Below are 15,795 nucleotides of genomic sequence, written 5' to 3'. Positions count from 1 at the left end.
GGTGCCCGCGCGGCCGGGATCGGAGCGTCCTCCGGGTGGCCTTCGGCCACGGCGCGGGCCAGCCTGGGGACATGACCTCACCCGCGCCCGGCGTCCCCCTCGGATCGGCCCGGGGCCGGTGGATCCTGTTCACCACCGTCCTCGGATCGGCCATGGCGATGCTGGACTCGACCGTGGTGAACGTGGCCCTCCCCGCGATCGGGCGGGATCTCGACGCCGACCTGGCCGTCCTCCAGTGGACGGTGAACGCCTACCTGCTGACCCTGGCGGGGCTGATCCTCGTCGGAGGGGCGCTCGGCGACCGATTCGGGCGGCGCCGGATCTTCGTCCTCGGCGTGGTGTGGTTCGCGGTCGGTTCCCTGCTGTGCGGACTGGCGCCGAACGCCGGGGTGCTGATCGCGGCCCGCGCCCTGCAGGGGATCGGGGGCGCGCTGCTGACGCCCGGCTCCCTCGCGCTCATCCAGGGCTCGATCCGGGCGCAGGACCGGGGCCGGGCCGTCGGCCTGTGGTCGGGCCTGGGCGGCGTCGGCGCCGCGGTGGGGCCCTTCCTCGGCGGCTGGCTGGTGGACGGACCGGGCTGGCGGTGGGTGTTCCTGCTGAACGTGCCGCTCGCCGCGCTGTGCGTGCCCGTCGCCCTGAAACACGTACCGGAGTCGAGGGACCCGCAGGCGCACGGGCGGTTCGACGTGCTGGGCGCCGTGCTGGGGGCGGCCTCACTGGCCCTGCTCACCTACGCGCTGATCGAGGCCCGGTCCGGATCCCCGTTCGTCGTCGCGGCGGCCGTGGGCGGGCTCGTCCTGGCCGGCGCGTTCGTGGCCGTCGAACGGCGGCGGGCCGATCCCATGGTGCCGCCCGGCATCTTCGCGTCCCGCCAGTTCACGGCCGTCAACCTGGTCACCGTGTGCGTGTACGCGGCCTTCGGCGGCTTCTTCTTCCTCATCGTGCTCCAGCTCCAGGTCGTCTCCGGGTACTCGGCACTGGCCGCCGGCGCCGCCCTACTGCCCACCACCGCCCTGATGCTGCTGCTGTCGGCCCGCTCCGGCGAGCTCGGGGAACGCATCGGGCCCCGGATCCCACTGACGGTGGGCCCGCTGCTGTGCGCGGCCGGCATGCTGCTCACGATGCGCGCCGGACCCGACGCGTCCTACGTGGGGGACGTTCTGCCCGCCCTGCTCGTCCTGGGCGCCGGCATGGTGACCCTGGTGGCCCCGCTGACGGCGACCGTCCTGGCCTCCGTGGACCCCGGTCGGGCCGGCCTGGCCAGCGGCATCAACAACGCCGCCGCCCGCGCCGCCGGTCTCCTGGCCGTCGCCTCCCTGCCGCTGCTGGCGGGAATGGGCCCGGACGCCTACCTCTCCGCGGAGGCCTTCGACGCCGCGTTCCGACGGGCCATGCCCTGGTGCGCGGGGGTGCTCGTGGCCGGATCGGCGCTGGCCTGGGCCACCGTACGCTCCCCCGCACCCGGGGCGCCCCACCCGCAGTGCCGCACCCAGTGCGGGGTCACCGCGCCGCCGCTGGAACCGCCGGGAACGACGGCGAAGTGAGCGCGGGCGACGCGTGCGGCGGTGGCCTCCCTGCTCGTACTGGGCTGGGTACGACGCCCGCCGGCTGCGGGGTCCTACTGGTTCTCGGCGCCCAGCACGAAGAGGAGGTAGACGAAGAAGGCGAAGAGGTGCCCCACGAAGAGGTAGGCGATCAGTCGGATGATCAGGCCGCGCGGGAACTTGGACTCGATGCGGCCGATCAGCGTCGGCGCGGGCGCCACCTCGGCCGGCGCGGCGCTCTCCGCGGGCGCGGGACTCTCCACCGACGCGGTGACCTCCGCCGGCGCGGCGCTCTCGGTCCGCGCGGTGTTCCCGGTGACGTGCGGCACGTTCTCTCCCTCGGACTGCGACTGGATCTGCGATTGGGCCTGCGACTGGGACGGGGGCTGGGGCTGCGACACGGATGCGGCTCCTCGGTCAGCGGGGATGGTGCTCGGCGCCGCCGAGGCACAGCCCCGCGAGGCTGCTCTGCAGCAGGGTGTGGACGAACAGCAGGTCGACTCCGCCGGCCGTGGCCGCGGCGATCCGGTGCGGGGTGAGCGAGTCGAAGTGCGCGCTGTCCCCCGGCTCCAGCAGGTGCTCGCTCTCCCCCAGGTGCAGCCGCAGCCGCCCCGCGAGGACGTAGAGCCACTCCTCCCCGGGATGGACGCGCACCAGCTCGCCCTGCCCGCGCTCCCGCGTCCCCTTCACGACCGCGGCCGGGGCGGGCACGTGCACCCGCAGTGCCTGCATGCCGCGGCCGGAGCCGCCGGCCTGCCAGTACGTCCAGCCGTCGGCCTCGCGGGCGCCCGGACCACCGGCCCGTACGATGGGATCGGCCGTGGCCGGGGTTTCGCCGAGCAACTCGGAGACGGTCGTCCCGTAGGTACGGGCGAGTCCGAGCAGCAGCGGCAGCGAGGGCTGACGGCGCCCGGTCTCCAGCCGGGACAGGTGCGCGGGCGACAGACGGGCCCGCGCGGCGGCCGCCTCCAACGTCAGTCCGGCACGTCGGCGCAGGTCACGCAGTTGCGGGGCCACGGTGGGCAGCTCGTCGGCGATGCCGTCGGGCGCTTCGGGGTCCGGATCGGTGTCGGGACCGGCCGCGTCATCGGGACCGTCGCCGGGGGCGTGAGTCATACCCCGATTGAGCCAGAGACTTGCCTATCTGGCAATCTTCCTTGCCTCCGAGGCAAAATCACCCGTCCGGGGCCTCCTCCGGCCGCACGGCATCGTCCGGGCCGGCGCCCCGGGCGCCGTCCGCGTCCGTCCCCGCGCGGGCACCCTGCGCGAGTACGGTCTCCACCGTATCCGCCTCCCCGGCCGCCTTGTCCGGGCGGTGGCGCACCACGCGGGCGAAGCGCAGCGCCACGCCCGCCGGGTAGCGGGTGGAGCGCTGCAGGCCGTCGTACGCGATCTCGACGACGAGTTCCGGTCGGACCCGGACGGTGTACCCGTCGTCCTCCACCGCCAGTTCGCCCAACCGCTCCGTCTGCCAGGCCAGCATGGCGTCGGTGAGGCCCTTGAAGGTCTTGCCGAGCATGGCGTAGGTGCCGTCGGCCGCCCGGGCGCCGAGGTGCAGGTTCGACAGGAGGCCGGTGCGCCGGCCATTGCCCCGTTCCACGGCGAGCACGACCAGGTCGAGGGTGTGCACCGGCTTCACCTTCAGCCACTGCTTGCCGCGCCGGCCGGCCGCGTAGGCGGAGTCGAGAGCCTTGACCACGACCCCTTCGTGGCCCCGGTCCAGGGTTCGCGTCCAGAACTCCTCGGCGCCGGCCGTCCCCGTCCCCGGGTCCTCCGTCACCAGGCGGCCCACCCGGTGGGCCTCGGGGACCAGTGCGGCGAGTCCCGCGTACCGCTCGCGCACGGGCAGGTCGAGCAGGACCCGGTCGCCGGACAGGAGCAGGTCGAAGAAGTACGCGCTCACGGGCAGCGTCCGGCGTGCGGCGGCCACGTCCAGCCGGGAGCCCACCCGACCCGCGATCTCCTGGAAGGGAGCGGGGCGGCCGTCGGGGGTCCGCCCGATGACCTCGCCGTCCAGGATGAACCTCTCCCCGGGGAAGGTGCGGACCAGTTCGGCGACCTCGGGGAGCCGGTCGGTGATCTCGTCGAGGGAGCGGGTGTGGATGCGTACGTCGTCCCCGTCGCGGTGCACCTGGACGCGGATGCCGTCGAGCTTCTCCTCGACCGCGCAGGGGCCGAGCGCGAGCAGGGCCTCGGCAACGGACGGGGCGGTGCCGGCCAGCATGGGCTGGACGGGCCGTCCGACCCGGAGGGTCACCCGCTCCAGTGCGGCGGCGCCCTCGGTCAGGACGGCCGCGGCGACCCGGGGCAGCGATCCGTCGAGCATCACGGCCCGGCGCAGCGCGGCCGCGGGCACCCCGGCCGCCGCGGCCACCCCGTCCAGGGCCACGGCGTCCAGGGCCCCCTGCCGGACCTCCCCGGACAGCAGGCTGCGCAGGAACCGCTGTTCGGGCTCGGTCGCGGAGCCCATCAGGGTGTCGACGATCCGGGCGCGCTCGGCCTGCGCGCCGGGCCCGGCGACGGCGGCGAGGGCGGAGACGGCGGCGTCGACAGCCACCACGGTGAGGGAGGGTCCGGCAGCGGGCTCGCTCGCTCGGCCGAGCGTGCGCCATCCGATGCCCGGCCGGCCCTGCGGGAGGCGCCCGGCGAGGTAGGAGACGACCAGGGCCGCCTCCTCGGGCGGAGCGGCGGCGAACAGACCGGCCAGCAGGGCCGTCTTGCGGGAGCGGGCGGAGGTTTCGGCCACCTCCCGGGACACCCGCGCGACCTCGGAGAGCAGCATGCGGTCCATCCTGCCGCCGCCGTGCCCGCGGCGCAGCCCGGGGTGCGGCCCGGGGTCGGGTACCGCGGCCGGGTACCGCAGGCGCGGTACCCGGGTGACCGGGTGTAGTCCTTGAGAAGGTGCGGGCCTACGCCTGAAGGAGCTCGGGTCGGGGGACCAGGGGCTTTAGGGTTTCGGTATGAAGCTCCGACTGCCACGGCGCCGCCGAGACCGCCTGCTCTCCGGTGTCGCCGCGTTCGCCGTCCTGGCCGGCGCCGGAACCTGGACCGCGGCCGCCGCGTCCGGGGACGCGCCGGCCGTGCACCGCCAGGACCAGGTCCTGAACCTGCCCGGTGCCGGGATCGACACCTCCTACTTCACGGCCGGCGGCGGGGACGGGAAACGGCCCGCGGTCCTGCTGGGCCACGGCTTCGGCGGGAGCAAGGACGACGTGCGCGCGCAGGCCGAGCGGCTGGCGCGCGACGGGTACGCCGTCATGACCTGGTCGGCGCGCGGATTCGGCCGCTCCGGCGGGCTGATCGGGCTCAACGATCCGGAGCACGAGGTCAAGGACGTCTCCGCGCTCGTCGACTGGCTGGCGAAGCGCCCCGAGGTTCGGCTGGACGCCGCCGGTGACCCCCGCGTGGGCGTCGCGGGCGCGTCGTACGGCGGTGCCGTCTCGCTGCTGGCCGCGGGCCACGACCGGCGGATCGACGCGATCGCCCCGCAGATCACGTACTGGAACCTCGCCGACGCGCTCTTCCCCCAGGGCGTGTTCAAGAAGCTGTGGACCGGCATCTTCTTCACCACCGGCGCGGCGGGCGGCCTCCGGGGCGGCCCGCAGGCACCGGCGGCCACGCCCGCCGGCGCACCCGCGGCCGCGGCCGCCGGTTCGGGCTGCGGACGGTTCGAGCCCCAGCTGTGCGCCATGTACGAGCGGGTCGCGGTGGCGGGCAAGCCCGACGCCGAGGCCCGCGAGCTGCTGGAGCGGCGCAGCCCCTCCGCCGTGGGCGACCGGATCAAGGTTCCGGCGCTGATCGTGCAGGGCCAGGACGACTCCCTCTTCCCCCTCGACCAGGCCGACGCCATGGCGAAGGCCATCGCGGGCAACGGCGCACCCGTCTCCGTGGACTGGGCCGCGGGCGGTCACGACGGGGGCATGCGCGAATCCGACCGGATCGAGGGGCGGGTCACGGCCTGGTTCGACCGGTACCTCAAGGGCGACGAGGGCGTGGACACCGGCCCGGCCTTCCGGGTCTCCCGTTCCGGCGGGATCGACTCCACCGACGGGCAGGTCAAGCTCCGCGGCGCGACCGGTGACAGCTACCCGGGGCTCGGCTCCACTCCGCGCGAGTTCACCCTGTCGGGCCGCGAGCAGACCTTCGCGAACCCGGCCGGCGGCACTCCGCCCGCGCTGTCGGCGCTGCCCGGCATCGGCGGGCAGCTCGCCGCGCTCGGGACCGGCGTCGCCCTGGACTTCCCCGGGCAGAACGCCCGCTTCGAATCTGAGCCGCTGACCGAGGACGTACGGATCACCGGGACCCCGGCCGCAACCCTGAAGGTGAGGTCGACAGCCGGCGACGGTTCGGCCGTCCTGTTCGGCAAGGTGTACGACGTGGGCCCCGACGGACGGCAGCAGGTGCTGCCGAACCAGTTGGTCGCCCCGGTACGGGTGGAGGACGCCCGCGAGACCGCGACGGTCCGGCTGCGGCTCCCGGCGATCGACCACGCCGTCCGGGCCGGACACCGGCTGCGGCTGGTGGTCGCCGCCACCGACCTCGGCTACGCCTCCCCCGCCGCACCGGCCTCGTACACCGTCTCGGCGGAGGGCCCGCTGGCCGTGCCCGTCGCGGACGGGGTCGCCACGGCCGCCGCCGACCTGCCCGCCTGGACTTGGTGGCTGCCGCTCGGCGCGGTGGCGCTGGCCGCGGCGCTCCTCGGGATCCGGCGCACCGGCGGGGGCCGCGCCGGGAGCCGGGTGGGAGAAGCGCAGCCCGAAACCGCGCTGGCCGACGTACCCCTGGACATCACCGGGCTGACGAAGCGCTACGCCAAGGCCGCGGACCGGTACGCGGTGCGGGACCTGTCCTTCCGGGTGGAGAAGGGGCAGGTGCTCGGTCTGCTCGGACCCAACGGCGCCGGGAAGACCACCACCCTGCGCATGCTGATGGGGCTGATCTCGCCGGACGCCGGGGAGATCCGCATCTTCGGGCACCTCATCCGGCCCGGGGCTCCGGTGCTGTCGCGGGTCGGGGCGTTCGTGGAAGGGGCCGGTTTCCTGCCGCACCTGACGGGCCGCGCCAACCTGGAGCTGTACTGGCAGGCCACGGGCCGTCCCGCCGAGGACGCGCACCTGGCGGAGGCGCTGGAGATCGCCGGGCTCGGCGACGCGCTGGAGCGCGCGGTGCGCACGTACTCGCAGGGCATGCGCCAGCGCCTCGCCATCGCCCAGGCCATGCTCGGCATGCCGGACCTGCTGATCCTCGACGAACCGACCAACGGCCTGGACCCGCCGCAGATCCGCGAGATGCGGGACGTGATGATCCGCTACGCCGCCGCGGGGCGGACGGTCATCGTCTCCAGCCACCTGCTGTCGGAGGTGGAGCAGTCCTGCACGCACCTGGTCGTGATGGACCGGGGTCGGCTCGTGCAGGCGGGTGAGGTCGCCGAGATCACCGGTGGCGGGGACACGCTGCTGGTCACGTTGGAGGGTCCGGTGGACGGGGTGACCGTGGAGAAGGTCGCGGCCCTTGAAGGGGTCGGCTCCGTGCTGCCCGCCGACGAGGGGCTCCTCGTCCGGCTCGACGGCGTGAGCGCCGCCGGGTTGATCGCCGAACTCGTACGGCTGGAGGTCCCGGTGTCGGCGGTGGGGCCGCACCGGCGGCTGGAAGACGCGTTCCTCACCCTGATCGGAGGTGCGGCGTGAGCGCCGTGCAGCAGGAGACCGCGCCCGGCTACCGGGCGAGCCGCACCCTGCCTCTGCGGGTGGAGGCGCTGCGGCAGTGGCGCCGGCGGCGGACGCTGGTGATGGCAGGGGTACTGGCCGCTCTGCCGTTCGTCATGATCATCGCTTTCGCGGTGGGTGGCGGCGACGACGGTCCGGGCGGCGGCAACGGCCGGATCAGCCTCATCGACACGGCGACGGAGTCGGGCGCCAACTTCGCGGTCACCTGCCTGTTCGTGTCGGCCGGCTTCCTTCTGGTGGTGCCCGTGGCGCTGTTCTGCGGGGACACGGTGGCCTCCGAGGCCGGCTGGTCCTCGCTGCGCTACCTGCTGGCCTCGCCGATCCCCCGGGCCCGGCTGCTGTGGAGCAAGTTGGTCGTGGCCCTCGGGTTCAGCCTGGCGGCGATCGTGTTGCTGCCGGTGGTGGCGCTGGCGGCGGGCACGGCCGCCTACGGTTGGGGGCCGCTGAAGCTGCCGACGGGCGGGGCCCTGCCGGCCGCGGACACGCTGCCGCGGATCGCGCTGGCCGTGGCGTTCGTCTTCGTCTCGCAGTTGGTCACGGCCGGGCTGGCGTTCTGGTTGTCGACGCGGACGGACGCCCCGCTGGGCGCGGTGGGCGGGGCGGTCGGCCTGACGATCGTCGGGAACGTGCTGGACGCCGTCACCGCCCTCGGGTCGTGGCGCGAGTTCCTGCCCGCGCACTGGCAGTTCGCCTGGGCGGACGCCTTGCAGCCGCAGCTGGAGTGGGGCGGGATGATCAAGGGCGCGGCGGTTTCGGTGTCGTACGCCGTGGTGCTGTTCGCGCTGGCCTTCCGGGGGTTCTCGCGCAAGGACATCGTGTCCTGAGCCGTTGGCCCGGCCCGCACCCGGCCCGAGGGCCCCGCACCCCGCTCGACGGCGGGGCGCGGGGCCCTCGGGCGTTCGGGGCGGCGGGGGCGGCCCGGACGGCCCGGATGTCCCGCTAGGGAAGCGGAAGAACCCGTACGGGTGAGCCGTCGAGGAAGGCGAGGACGTCCTCGACGGCCTCCCCGTAGTACGTGGCGTAGTTGGCCCGCGTGACGTAGCCCAGGTGCGGCGTCGCCAGGAGGTTCGGGGCGGTCCGCACCGGGTCCGCGGCGGGCAGCGGCTCCGTGTCGAAGACGTCGAGTGCCGCGCCCGCGATGCGCCCCTCGCGCAGGGCGTCGAGGAGCGCGTCCTGGTCGACGATGGCGCTGCGGGAGGTGTTGACCAGGTGGGCGTGCGGTCGCATCAGGGCCAGTTCGGGCGCCCCGATCAGGCCCCGGGTGCGGTCGCCGAGCGCGAGGTGGACGGAGACGAAGTCGGCGTCCGCCAGGAGTTCCTCCAGGGATCCGGCGAGGGTGACGCCCAACTCGTCGGCGCGTTCCTTCGTGAGGTTGGCGCTCCAGGCAGACACCTCCATCCCGAAGGCGAGGCCGATCCGCGCGACCCGGCTGCCGATCTTGCCGAGCCCGAGCAGGCCCAGGCGCCGACCGTGCAGGTCGGCGCCGACGGTCCGCTGCCACGGCCCCTCGCCCGAGCGCAGGCCCGCGGCCTCCACCGCGATCCCCCGGGCCAGGCCGAGGAGCAGGGCCCAGGTCAGCTCGACGGGCGGGGTGGAGGAGCTGGCGGTGCCGCACACGGTCAGGCCGGTGCGCGCGGCGGCCTCGTAGTCGATCACCGAGTTGCGCATGCCGCTCGCGACGAGCAGCTTGAGGCGGGGCAGCCGCTCCAGGAGGCTCGCCGGGAACGGCACCCGCTCGCGGAGCGTGACGACGAAGTCGAACCCGGCCAGACGGGCGGCGAGTTCGTCCTCGTCGTCGAGGTGGTCGTCGAACGTCACCACCTCGACGCCCCGGGCGGCGACCGCCGACCAGTCCGCGAGGGTGGTGGCCGCACCCTGGTAGTCGTCCAGGACGGTGCAGCGCAGGGGCTCCGCCGCGGCGGTGGCGTCCGTCATGCGGGGCTCCCCGCGACGGTGTCGATCTCCGCCAGGATTTCCGCCTCCAGCGGGCGGTCGGCGACGGCCGCGTTGGCCCGCACCTGCTCCGCGGAGGTGGCGCCCGCGATGACGGAGGCGCAGCCGGGCTGGGCCGAGAGCCAGCCGATGGCGAGTTCCAGCACCGTGCGGTCGTACTTCTCGGCGATGGCGGCGAGCGCCTCCACGGTGTCGAGGCGCTCCTCGGTGAGGTACGCGTCGCGCCCTTCGAGTCGGGAGCCGGCCGGGACCGCCGCGCCGCGCCGGATCTTGCCGGTGAGCAGGCCGTTGGCGAGCGGGAAGTACGGCAGGACGCCCACGCCGTAGTGCAGGGCCGCGGGCACGAGTTCCCGTTCGGCGGACCGCTGGAGCAGCGACCATTCGTTCTGCGCCGACACGAAGGGCGTCGCGCCCGTCTCGCGGGCGACGTGGGCGGCTTCGGCGAGCTGCCAGCCGCTGAAGTTGGAGTGCCCGATGTAGCGGATCTTGCCCTCGGTGACGAGCTCGGTGAGCGCGGCGAGGGTTTCGGCGATCGGGGTGGCCGGGTCGGGGCTGTGGAGCTGGTAGAGGTCGATGTGGTCCGTCTCCAGACGGCGCAGCGAGGCCTCCACGGCGCGCCGGACGTAGGCGCGGCCGCCGCGGGCTCCGGCCGCGGCCCCGTACCCCATGTCGACGCCGTCGTAACCGAACTTGGTGGCGAGGACGACCTGGTCGCGGCGGCCCTTGAGGGCCTGGCCGAGGTGGCTCTCGGAGCCGCCGGTGCCGCCGTAGATGTCGGCGGTGTCGAGAAGGGTGATCCCGGCGTCGAGGGCTGCGTCGACGACGGCGCGGGTGGCTCGGGCGTCGAGCCGGCCGCCGAAGTTGTTGCAGCCCAGGCCGACGGCGGAGACCTGAAGTCCTGAACGGCCCAGGGGCTTGTGGTGCATGTGGTTCGCTCCTCCGTGATCGTCCGGTGCCGGAACGGCAAGTGATCACTCTAGGCCCGCCCGGCCGGGAGGAGGTACGGAACCCTGTGAACTCTGCGTCACGCCCTTCGGGCGCGTTCCCTCCCGGGTCCTGCCGGGCGGGCTCGCGGCGCCGGGCCGCGCGGACCGGACAGGACCCGGAAGAGGTGCCCCGGGGCCCGTCGTCGAACTCCCGTCGTCCGTGGGGCGGGCGGGGGAGGTTGACGACGGGTTCTAGCCGATCCGACCCGCGCCCGCGGAGGGCACGGCCCGGCTCACGTGCGGGGCGGCGAATCCGGCGGCGGCGAAGGCCCCGACGACGGCGCGGGTCACCTCGGCCTCGGCGTCCACGTCGATCAGGGCCAGGGCGGAGCCCCCGAAACCGCCGCCCATCATCCGGGCCCCGTACGCGCCGGCCGCGTTGGCCGTGGACACCGCGAGGTCGAGCTCCGGGCAGGAGATCTCGTAGTCGTCGCGCAGCGAGGCGTGTCCTTCCGTGAGCAGCGGGCCGACGGCGCGCAGCCGTCCGGCGCGCAGCTCCGCCTCGACCCGCAGGACGCGTTCGTTCTCGGTGACGACGTGCCGGACGCGGCGGCGTCCGATCGGGTCGGCGAGCCGGGTCAGCGCCTCGGACAGTTCCTCGTACGGCAGGTCGCGCAGGGCGGGCAGGCCCAGTGCTTCGGCGGCCCGGTGGCAGGAGGTGCGGCGCCGGGCGTACTCCCCGTCGGCGAGGTCGTGCTTGACGCGGGTGTCCAGGACGAGCAGCCGCAGCCCGGACGCCGCGCAGTCGAAGGGGATGTGGCTTTGTTCGAGGCTGCGGGTGTCGAGGTGCAGGGCGTGCCCCTCGGTGGCGCAGGCCGAGGCCATCTGGTCCATGACCCCGCACGGCACGCCGACGTACGCGTTCTCGGCGCGACGGGCGAGGGCCGCCAGCTCCGGGCCGCGCAGCGGGATCCCGTACGACTCGGTGAGGGCGAGGGCCGTGGCCACCTCCAGGGCCGCGGAGGAGGAGAGGCCCGCCCCGGCCGGTACGTCGGACCGCACGTGCAGGTCCGCGCCGCCGACCGGAAGGCCCGCCTCCAGGAGCGCCCACGCCACCCCGGCGGGGTAGGCGGTCCAGCCGGCGGGTCCGCGCGGGGTGCGGTCCGGATCGAGGTCGGTGAGGTCCAGGGTGACCACGCCGGAGGGCACGTCGGCGGAGTGGAGCCTGAGCCGGCCGTCGGTGCGGCGGGCGACGGCCACCTCCGTGCGCTGCGGGAGCGCGAAGGGCAGCGCGAAGCCGTCGTTGTAGTCGGTGTGTTCGCCGATCAGGTTGACCCGGCCGGGCGCGGCCCACACCCCCTCCGGCCCGCTCCCGTACAGGTCCCGGAATTCCCGCGCCGTGCGGTTCACGCGCTCGCCACCTCCCGCAGCCGGGCGGCCGCGTCCTCGGGCCGGACGTCGTTCATGTAGGCCTCCATTCCGGACTCGGTCCCCGCGAGGTACTTCAGCTTGTCCGCGGTGCGCCGGACGGTGAACAGCTCCAGGTGGAGCGCGAAGTCCTCGCGCCCTTCGCCGGTCGGCGCCTGGTGCCAGGCCGAGATGTAGGGGGTCGGGTCGGGCACCGCGAACAGTCGGTCGAAGCGGCGCAGCAGTTCCAGGTAGAGCCCGGGGAGTTCGGCGCGGGCCGCGTCGCCGAGGGCGGGCAGGTCCGGCACCCGGTCGTGCGGATGGAGGTGGACCTCGTACGGCCAGCGGGCGGCGTACGGGACGAAGGCGGTCCAGTGCTCCCCTTCGAGGACGATGCGGGTGCCCTCGGCGCGCTCGGCCGCGAGGACTTCCTCGAAGAGGTTGCCGCCGGTGCGGTCCCGGTGCGCGGCGACGGTGGCGAGCATGCGGGTGGTGCGCGGGGTGACGAAGGGGAAGGCGTAGATCTGGCCGTGGGGGTGGGCGAGGGTGACGCCGATCTCGGTGCCGCGGTTCTCGAAGCAGTAGACCTGTCGGACGCCTTCGCGCGCGGCGAGTTCGGCGGTGCGGTCGGTCCAGGCCGCGAGGACGAGTGCGGCGCGGGACTCGTCGAGTTCGGCGAAGGAGGTTCGGTGGTCGGGGGTGAAGCAGATGACCTCGCAGCGTCCGGTGTCCCCCGCGAGGGAGGGGAAGCGGTTCTCGAAGACGGCCACCTCGTAGTCCGGGGCGGGGACCTCGCTCGCGTGTCCGGCGGTGGAGGGGCACAGGGGGCAGTCGTCGGCGGGCGGGAGGTGGGTGCGGCCCTGGCGGTGGGAGGCGATGACGACGGCGTCCCCGAGGAGCGGGTCGCGGCGTACCTCGGAGGTGGGGACGGTGGCGCCGACTTCGAGCGGGCGGGTGTCGGCAACGGTGCGGACGGGGGCGGGGTTCTTCCCCGTTCCCGCGTCTGCGTCTGCGTCTGCGTCTGCGTCGTAGTAGAAGATCTCGCGGCCGTCGGCGAGACGGGTGCTCGTACGTTTCACCTGCGGATCCTCTCTCACTGGGGGGTGATGGCGGTCGGACGGCCGAGATCGGGCCGGTCGCTCAGCGGGAGTTCGGTGCCGGGGCGTTCCATTTCCAGGACCACGATCTCGTTTCCGACGGCGCGCCACAGGGGGCCGGGCGCGTACAGGGTGCGCTGCGGACCGCGCGGGGTGTCGTAGTTGCCGAGCAGGAAGCCGTTCAGCCAGACCAGTCCGGTTCCCCAGCCGGAGAGGTCGATGAAGGCGTCCGCCGGCGGCTCGTGGGGGGTGTGGGTGAAGCGGTGGAAGGTGGGCTCCGCCGTCGCGGAGGGGCCGTCGGCGTCCGTCGGGGTTGCCGGGTCGGTCCCGGTGCCCACCGGCGTCGACCAGTCGAGGCCGGTCAGGTCGGTGAGCGGCAGAGGGGTGATCTCCCACTCGAACAGGTTCTGGTGGCCGTGGCGCACCCCGCGCCAGATGCCCTTGCGGTCGTCGAGCAGCGGTCCGTAGTTCACCCGGCCGCGGGCCCGCACCAGGATGTCGAGTACGACGCCCGCCTCGCCGACGGGCAGGTCGATGCCCTCGTCGGGGGCGTTGCGGTCGAGGGTGCCCAGGGGCCGGCCGTCGGCGAAGAGGTGGGCGTGGTCCCCGAGGCCGTCGATCCTGACGGGCATGGCGGGGCGCGGCCCGGTGAGCGTGGTGCGGTAGTGGATCAGGCCGTGGTCCTGACCGAGCTTCTCCATGGACTCGGGCGCGGGCCTGCGGACGGGCTCGCCGCCGAGGAGCCGGAGCGCCCCGAGGAGCGGGGCGGTGCCGGCGGAAGTGGCGCGGGCGGGTGCCATCCGGGGCGGCGGGGCGGGCAGCGGGCCGTCGGGGAGCGGGAGGTACTTGCCGATGACCTCGCGGAAGGCGTGGAACTTCTCGGTGAGTTCGCCGGCCTCGCCGATCGGGGCGTCGTAGTCGTAGCTGGTGACGGTGGGCAGGTAGCCGGGGTCCGCGGGACGTGACCCGGTGTGGTTGGCGCCCGCCCAGAAGCCGAAGTTGGTTCCGCCGTGCGCCATGTAGAGGTTGACGGAGGCTCCGGTGGCGAGGAGTTCATCGAGGGAGTCGGCGGACTCCCGTACGTCGCGGACGTGGTGGCCCTCTCCCCAGTGGTCGAACCAGCCGATCCAGAACTCCATGGCGGTCAGCGGGCCGGTGCGCTGGTAGCGCCTCAGGACGTCGAAGCGTTCGGCGGGCCGTGCTCCGAAGGTGGCCGTCGCGAGCCGGCCGGGGACCGTGCCGCCCTGGAGCATGGCGTCCTCGGCGCCGTCCGCGGTGAACAGCAGGCAGTCGACGCCGCGTCGGGTCAGGGCGTCGTCGACGTGTGCGGGGTAGCGGGCGTCGTTGCCGTACGAGCCGTACTCGTTCTCGATCTGCACGGCCACCACGGGGCCCCCGCGGCTCGCGAGGTGGGGCAGCAACTCGGGGACGACCAGGTCGAACCAGCCGTCCACCTCGGCCTGGAAGCGGGGGTCGGAGCACCGCAGGTGCAGCCCGTCGACGGCGAGGAGGCGGGCGGGCAGGCCGCCGAAGTCCCATTCGGCGCAGATGTAGGGTCCGGGCCGGACGATGGCGTCGAGCCCGATGTCCTGGGCGATGCGCAGGAACCGGCCGACGTCGCGCCGGCCGGTGAAATCGCCCTTGCCCGGGCCGGTCTCGTGGAAGTTCCAGGGGACGTACGTGTCCACGGTGTTGGCCCCCATGGCCCGCAACCGCCGCAACCGGTCCTCCCACAGGTCGGGATGGACCCGGAAGTAGTGCAGCGCACCCGAGACGATGCGGTGGGGGCGCCCTGCCCGGCGGAATCCGTCCTGGTCGTGCGTGAGCATGCGCTGACTCCCGGGAGAGGTCGAGATGCCGTGAGGTGCGGGGGACGAAGCCGAATATATGAACGCCCCGTCCGCCCAGTCAATGACCGGTTGAACGGAATCAATCGAATCGATCGATTCGAATGCCTATGATGGCCGCGCGGACGGACCGTTCGGGGCCCGTCCGAGGAGCTGCCGGCCGGCACGGCCCGGACCCGCCGGAAAGCGGCCGGAAACCAGGGGGACCCCGTGAGACCACATGTGGACCAACGTCAGGCGCAGGTGCTGGCGCTCGTACGGGCCCGCGGCAGCGTGCGGGTGGCCGACCTGGCCCTCGAACTCGGCGTTTCGCCCGTGACCCTGCGCCGGGACATCGAGGCGATGGCGGCCCGGGGCGAGATCCGCCGGATGCACGGGGTGATCAGCCGGGTCGAGGGCGTACGACACGGCTCCCCCGAAGCGGCCGGTGCCGGCCGGGCGCAGGCGCAGGCGGGTTCCGCAGCGGGCCTGGTGATCGGGATGGTGGTCCCCACCACCGAGTACTACTACGCCGAGGTCGTACGGGGTGCCCGCGAGGTCGTCGAGGCGCGGGGCGCACGCCTCACGGTCGGGCTGACCCGTTACCTGACGGGCGAGGACCGCACCCAGGCCGACCGACTGCTGTCCACCGGGGCGGACGGACTGCTCCTGACCCCCAACTGGGACGCCGGTTCCGCGGCTCCCGGCGAGGGCGCCTGGACGGCCGAGCTCGCTGTGCCGACCGTGCTGGTCGAGCGCACCGCTCCTCCGGGGCACCCCGCGGCGGCGCTGGACCGGGTGGTGTCCGACCACGCCCACGGGGCCGCGCGGGCCGTCCAGCACCTGGTGGAGCAAGGGCACCGGCGGATCGCCCTCGCCAGTCAGGAGACCCCGACGACCGCCCGCCTGCGCTCCGGGTTCGAGGCCGCCGTGAGCGCCCTCGGCCTGGAACCGGCTCCCCCCTGGCCCACCACAACCGGGACCGGAACCGGGGCCGCAGGGGCCGCGGCGGCGGGAGCCGTAGCGACGGGGTCCGAGGACGCGGGAACCGGGACGACGGGGACCGTGACTGCGGGAACCGGGACGACGGGGACCGTGACTGCGGGAACCGGGACGACGGGGACCGTGACTGCGGGAACCGGGACGACCGGGTCCGTGGCTGCGGAGGCCGGGGTCGGGGCCGCAGGAGCCGGCGCCGTGACTGCGGACGCCGGGGCCGGGGCGGCGGGACCCGGGAGCGGGGCCGCACGAGCCGGGGCCGTGGCTGCGGAGGCCGGGGCCGGAGCGGCGGGAGGCGGGGCCGCGGGAATCGGGGC

The 15,795-nt window shown here is 74.5% G+C and carries 11 protein-coding genes and 1 pseudogene; 4 read left to right on the top strand and 8 right to left on the bottom strand.

The features are described 5' to 3' along the window. Positions 1-71: 71 nt before the first annotated feature. A complete protein-coding gene (locus tag ACFVS6_RS20935) occupies positions 72-1,544 on the top strand; it encodes an MFS transporter (protein ID WP_389705727.1) in 1,473 nt (490 codons plus the stop codon). A 74-nt stretch (positions 1,545-1,618) separates the two neighbouring features. On the opposite strand, the gene ACFVS6_RS20930 is transcribed toward ACFVS6_RS20935, so the two are convergent. From ACFVS6_RS20930 to ACFVS6_RS20920, 3 genes are read right to left on the bottom strand one after another with little or no spacing between them, the layout of a single operon-like run. Beyond that, positions 1,619-1,945, bottom strand: coding sequence for a DUF6126 family protein (locus ACFVS6_RS20930; RefSeq protein ID WP_389705725.1), 327 nt, complete (start codon positions 1,943-1,945; stop codon positions 1,619-1,621). Between the two features lie 16 nt (positions 1,946-1,961). Beyond that, the gene (locus ACFVS6_RS20925) at positions 1,962-2,660 is read right to left on the bottom strand and encodes a helix-turn-helix domain-containing protein (RefSeq protein WP_389705724.1); all 699 of its coding nucleotides are present in this window, start codon (positions 2,658-2,660) and stop codon (positions 1,962-1,964) included. Between the two features lie 58 nt (positions 2,661-2,718). Next, complete coding sequence (locus ACFVS6_RS20920; protein WP_389705723.1) at positions 2,719-4,326, bottom strand: ATP-dependent DNA ligase; 1,608 nt, start codon at positions 4,324-4,326, stop codon at positions 2,719-2,721. 178 nt (positions 4,327-4,504) lie between these two features. Here ACFVS6_RS20920 and ACFVS6_RS20915 point away from each other — a divergent pair, with 178 nt between their 5' ends. Further along, positions 4,505-7,231, top strand: a complete 2,727-nt coding sequence (locus ACFVS6_RS20915; protein WP_389705722.1) for an alpha/beta fold hydrolase — start codon at positions 4,505-4,507, stop codon at positions 7,229-7,231. Further along, positions 7,228-8,094, top strand: coding sequence for an ABC transporter permease (locus ACFVS6_RS20910; protein ID WP_389705721.1), 867 nt, complete (start codon positions 7,228-7,230; stop codon positions 8,092-8,094). Before ACFVS6_RS20915 ends, ACFVS6_RS20910 begins: the two co-directional genes overlap by 4 nt. Before the next feature lie 115 nt (positions 8,095-8,209). On the opposite strand, the gene ACFVS6_RS20905 is transcribed toward ACFVS6_RS20910, so the two are convergent. The 5 genes from ACFVS6_RS20905 to ACFVS6_RS20885 form a co-directional block, all read right to left on the bottom strand. Beyond that, a complete protein-coding gene (locus tag ACFVS6_RS20905; RefSeq protein WP_389705720.1) occupies positions 8,210-9,205 on the bottom strand; it encodes a D-2-hydroxyacid dehydrogenase family protein in 996 nt (331 codons plus the stop codon). Further along, the gene (locus ACFVS6_RS20900) at positions 9,202-10,149 is read right to left on the bottom strand and encodes an aldo/keto reductase (protein ID WP_389705719.1); all 948 of its coding nucleotides are present in this window, start codon (positions 10,147-10,149) and stop codon (positions 9,202-9,204) included. Before ACFVS6_RS20900 ends, ACFVS6_RS20905 begins: the two co-directional genes overlap by 4 nt. 252 nt (positions 10,150-10,401) lie before the next feature. After that, a complete protein-coding gene (gene galK / locus ACFVS6_RS20895; protein WP_389705718.1) occupies positions 10,402-11,559 on the bottom strand; it encodes a galactokinase in 1,158 nt (385 codons plus the stop codon). After that, entirely contained in the window at positions 11,556-12,635 is a 1,080-nt protein-coding gene (galT, locus tag ACFVS6_RS20890) for a galactose-1-phosphate uridylyltransferase (RefSeq protein ID WP_389705716.1), read from the bottom strand. Before galT ends, galK begins: the two co-directional genes overlap by 4 nt. Positions 12,636-12,649: 14 nt before the next feature. Next, positions 12,650-14,482 carry a beta-galactosidase family protein gene (locus ACFVS6_RS20885; protein WP_389705714.1) on the bottom strand — a complete coding sequence of 611 codons (1,833 nt, stop codon included), beginning with the start codon at positions 14,480-14,482 and terminating at the stop codon, positions 12,650-12,652. Between the two features lie 228 nt (positions 14,483-14,710). On the opposite strand from ACFVS6_RS20885, the pseudogene ACFVS6_RS20880 reads away from it, so the two are divergent. Continuing rightward, a pseudogene (locus ACFVS6_RS20880) lies at positions 14,711-15,772 on the top strand (DeoR family transcriptional regulator); the annotation flags it as partial. Positions 15,773-15,795: the final 23 nt, after the last annotated feature.

The organism is Streptomyces sp. NPDC057939, from assembly GCF_042887545.1.
Lineage (GTDB): Bacteria > Actinomycetota > Actinomycetes > Streptomycetales > Streptomycetaceae > Streptomyces.
The sequence above is the reverse complement of the archived record's forward strand: the minus strand, read 5'-3'. Positions and strand labels throughout refer to the sequence as shown.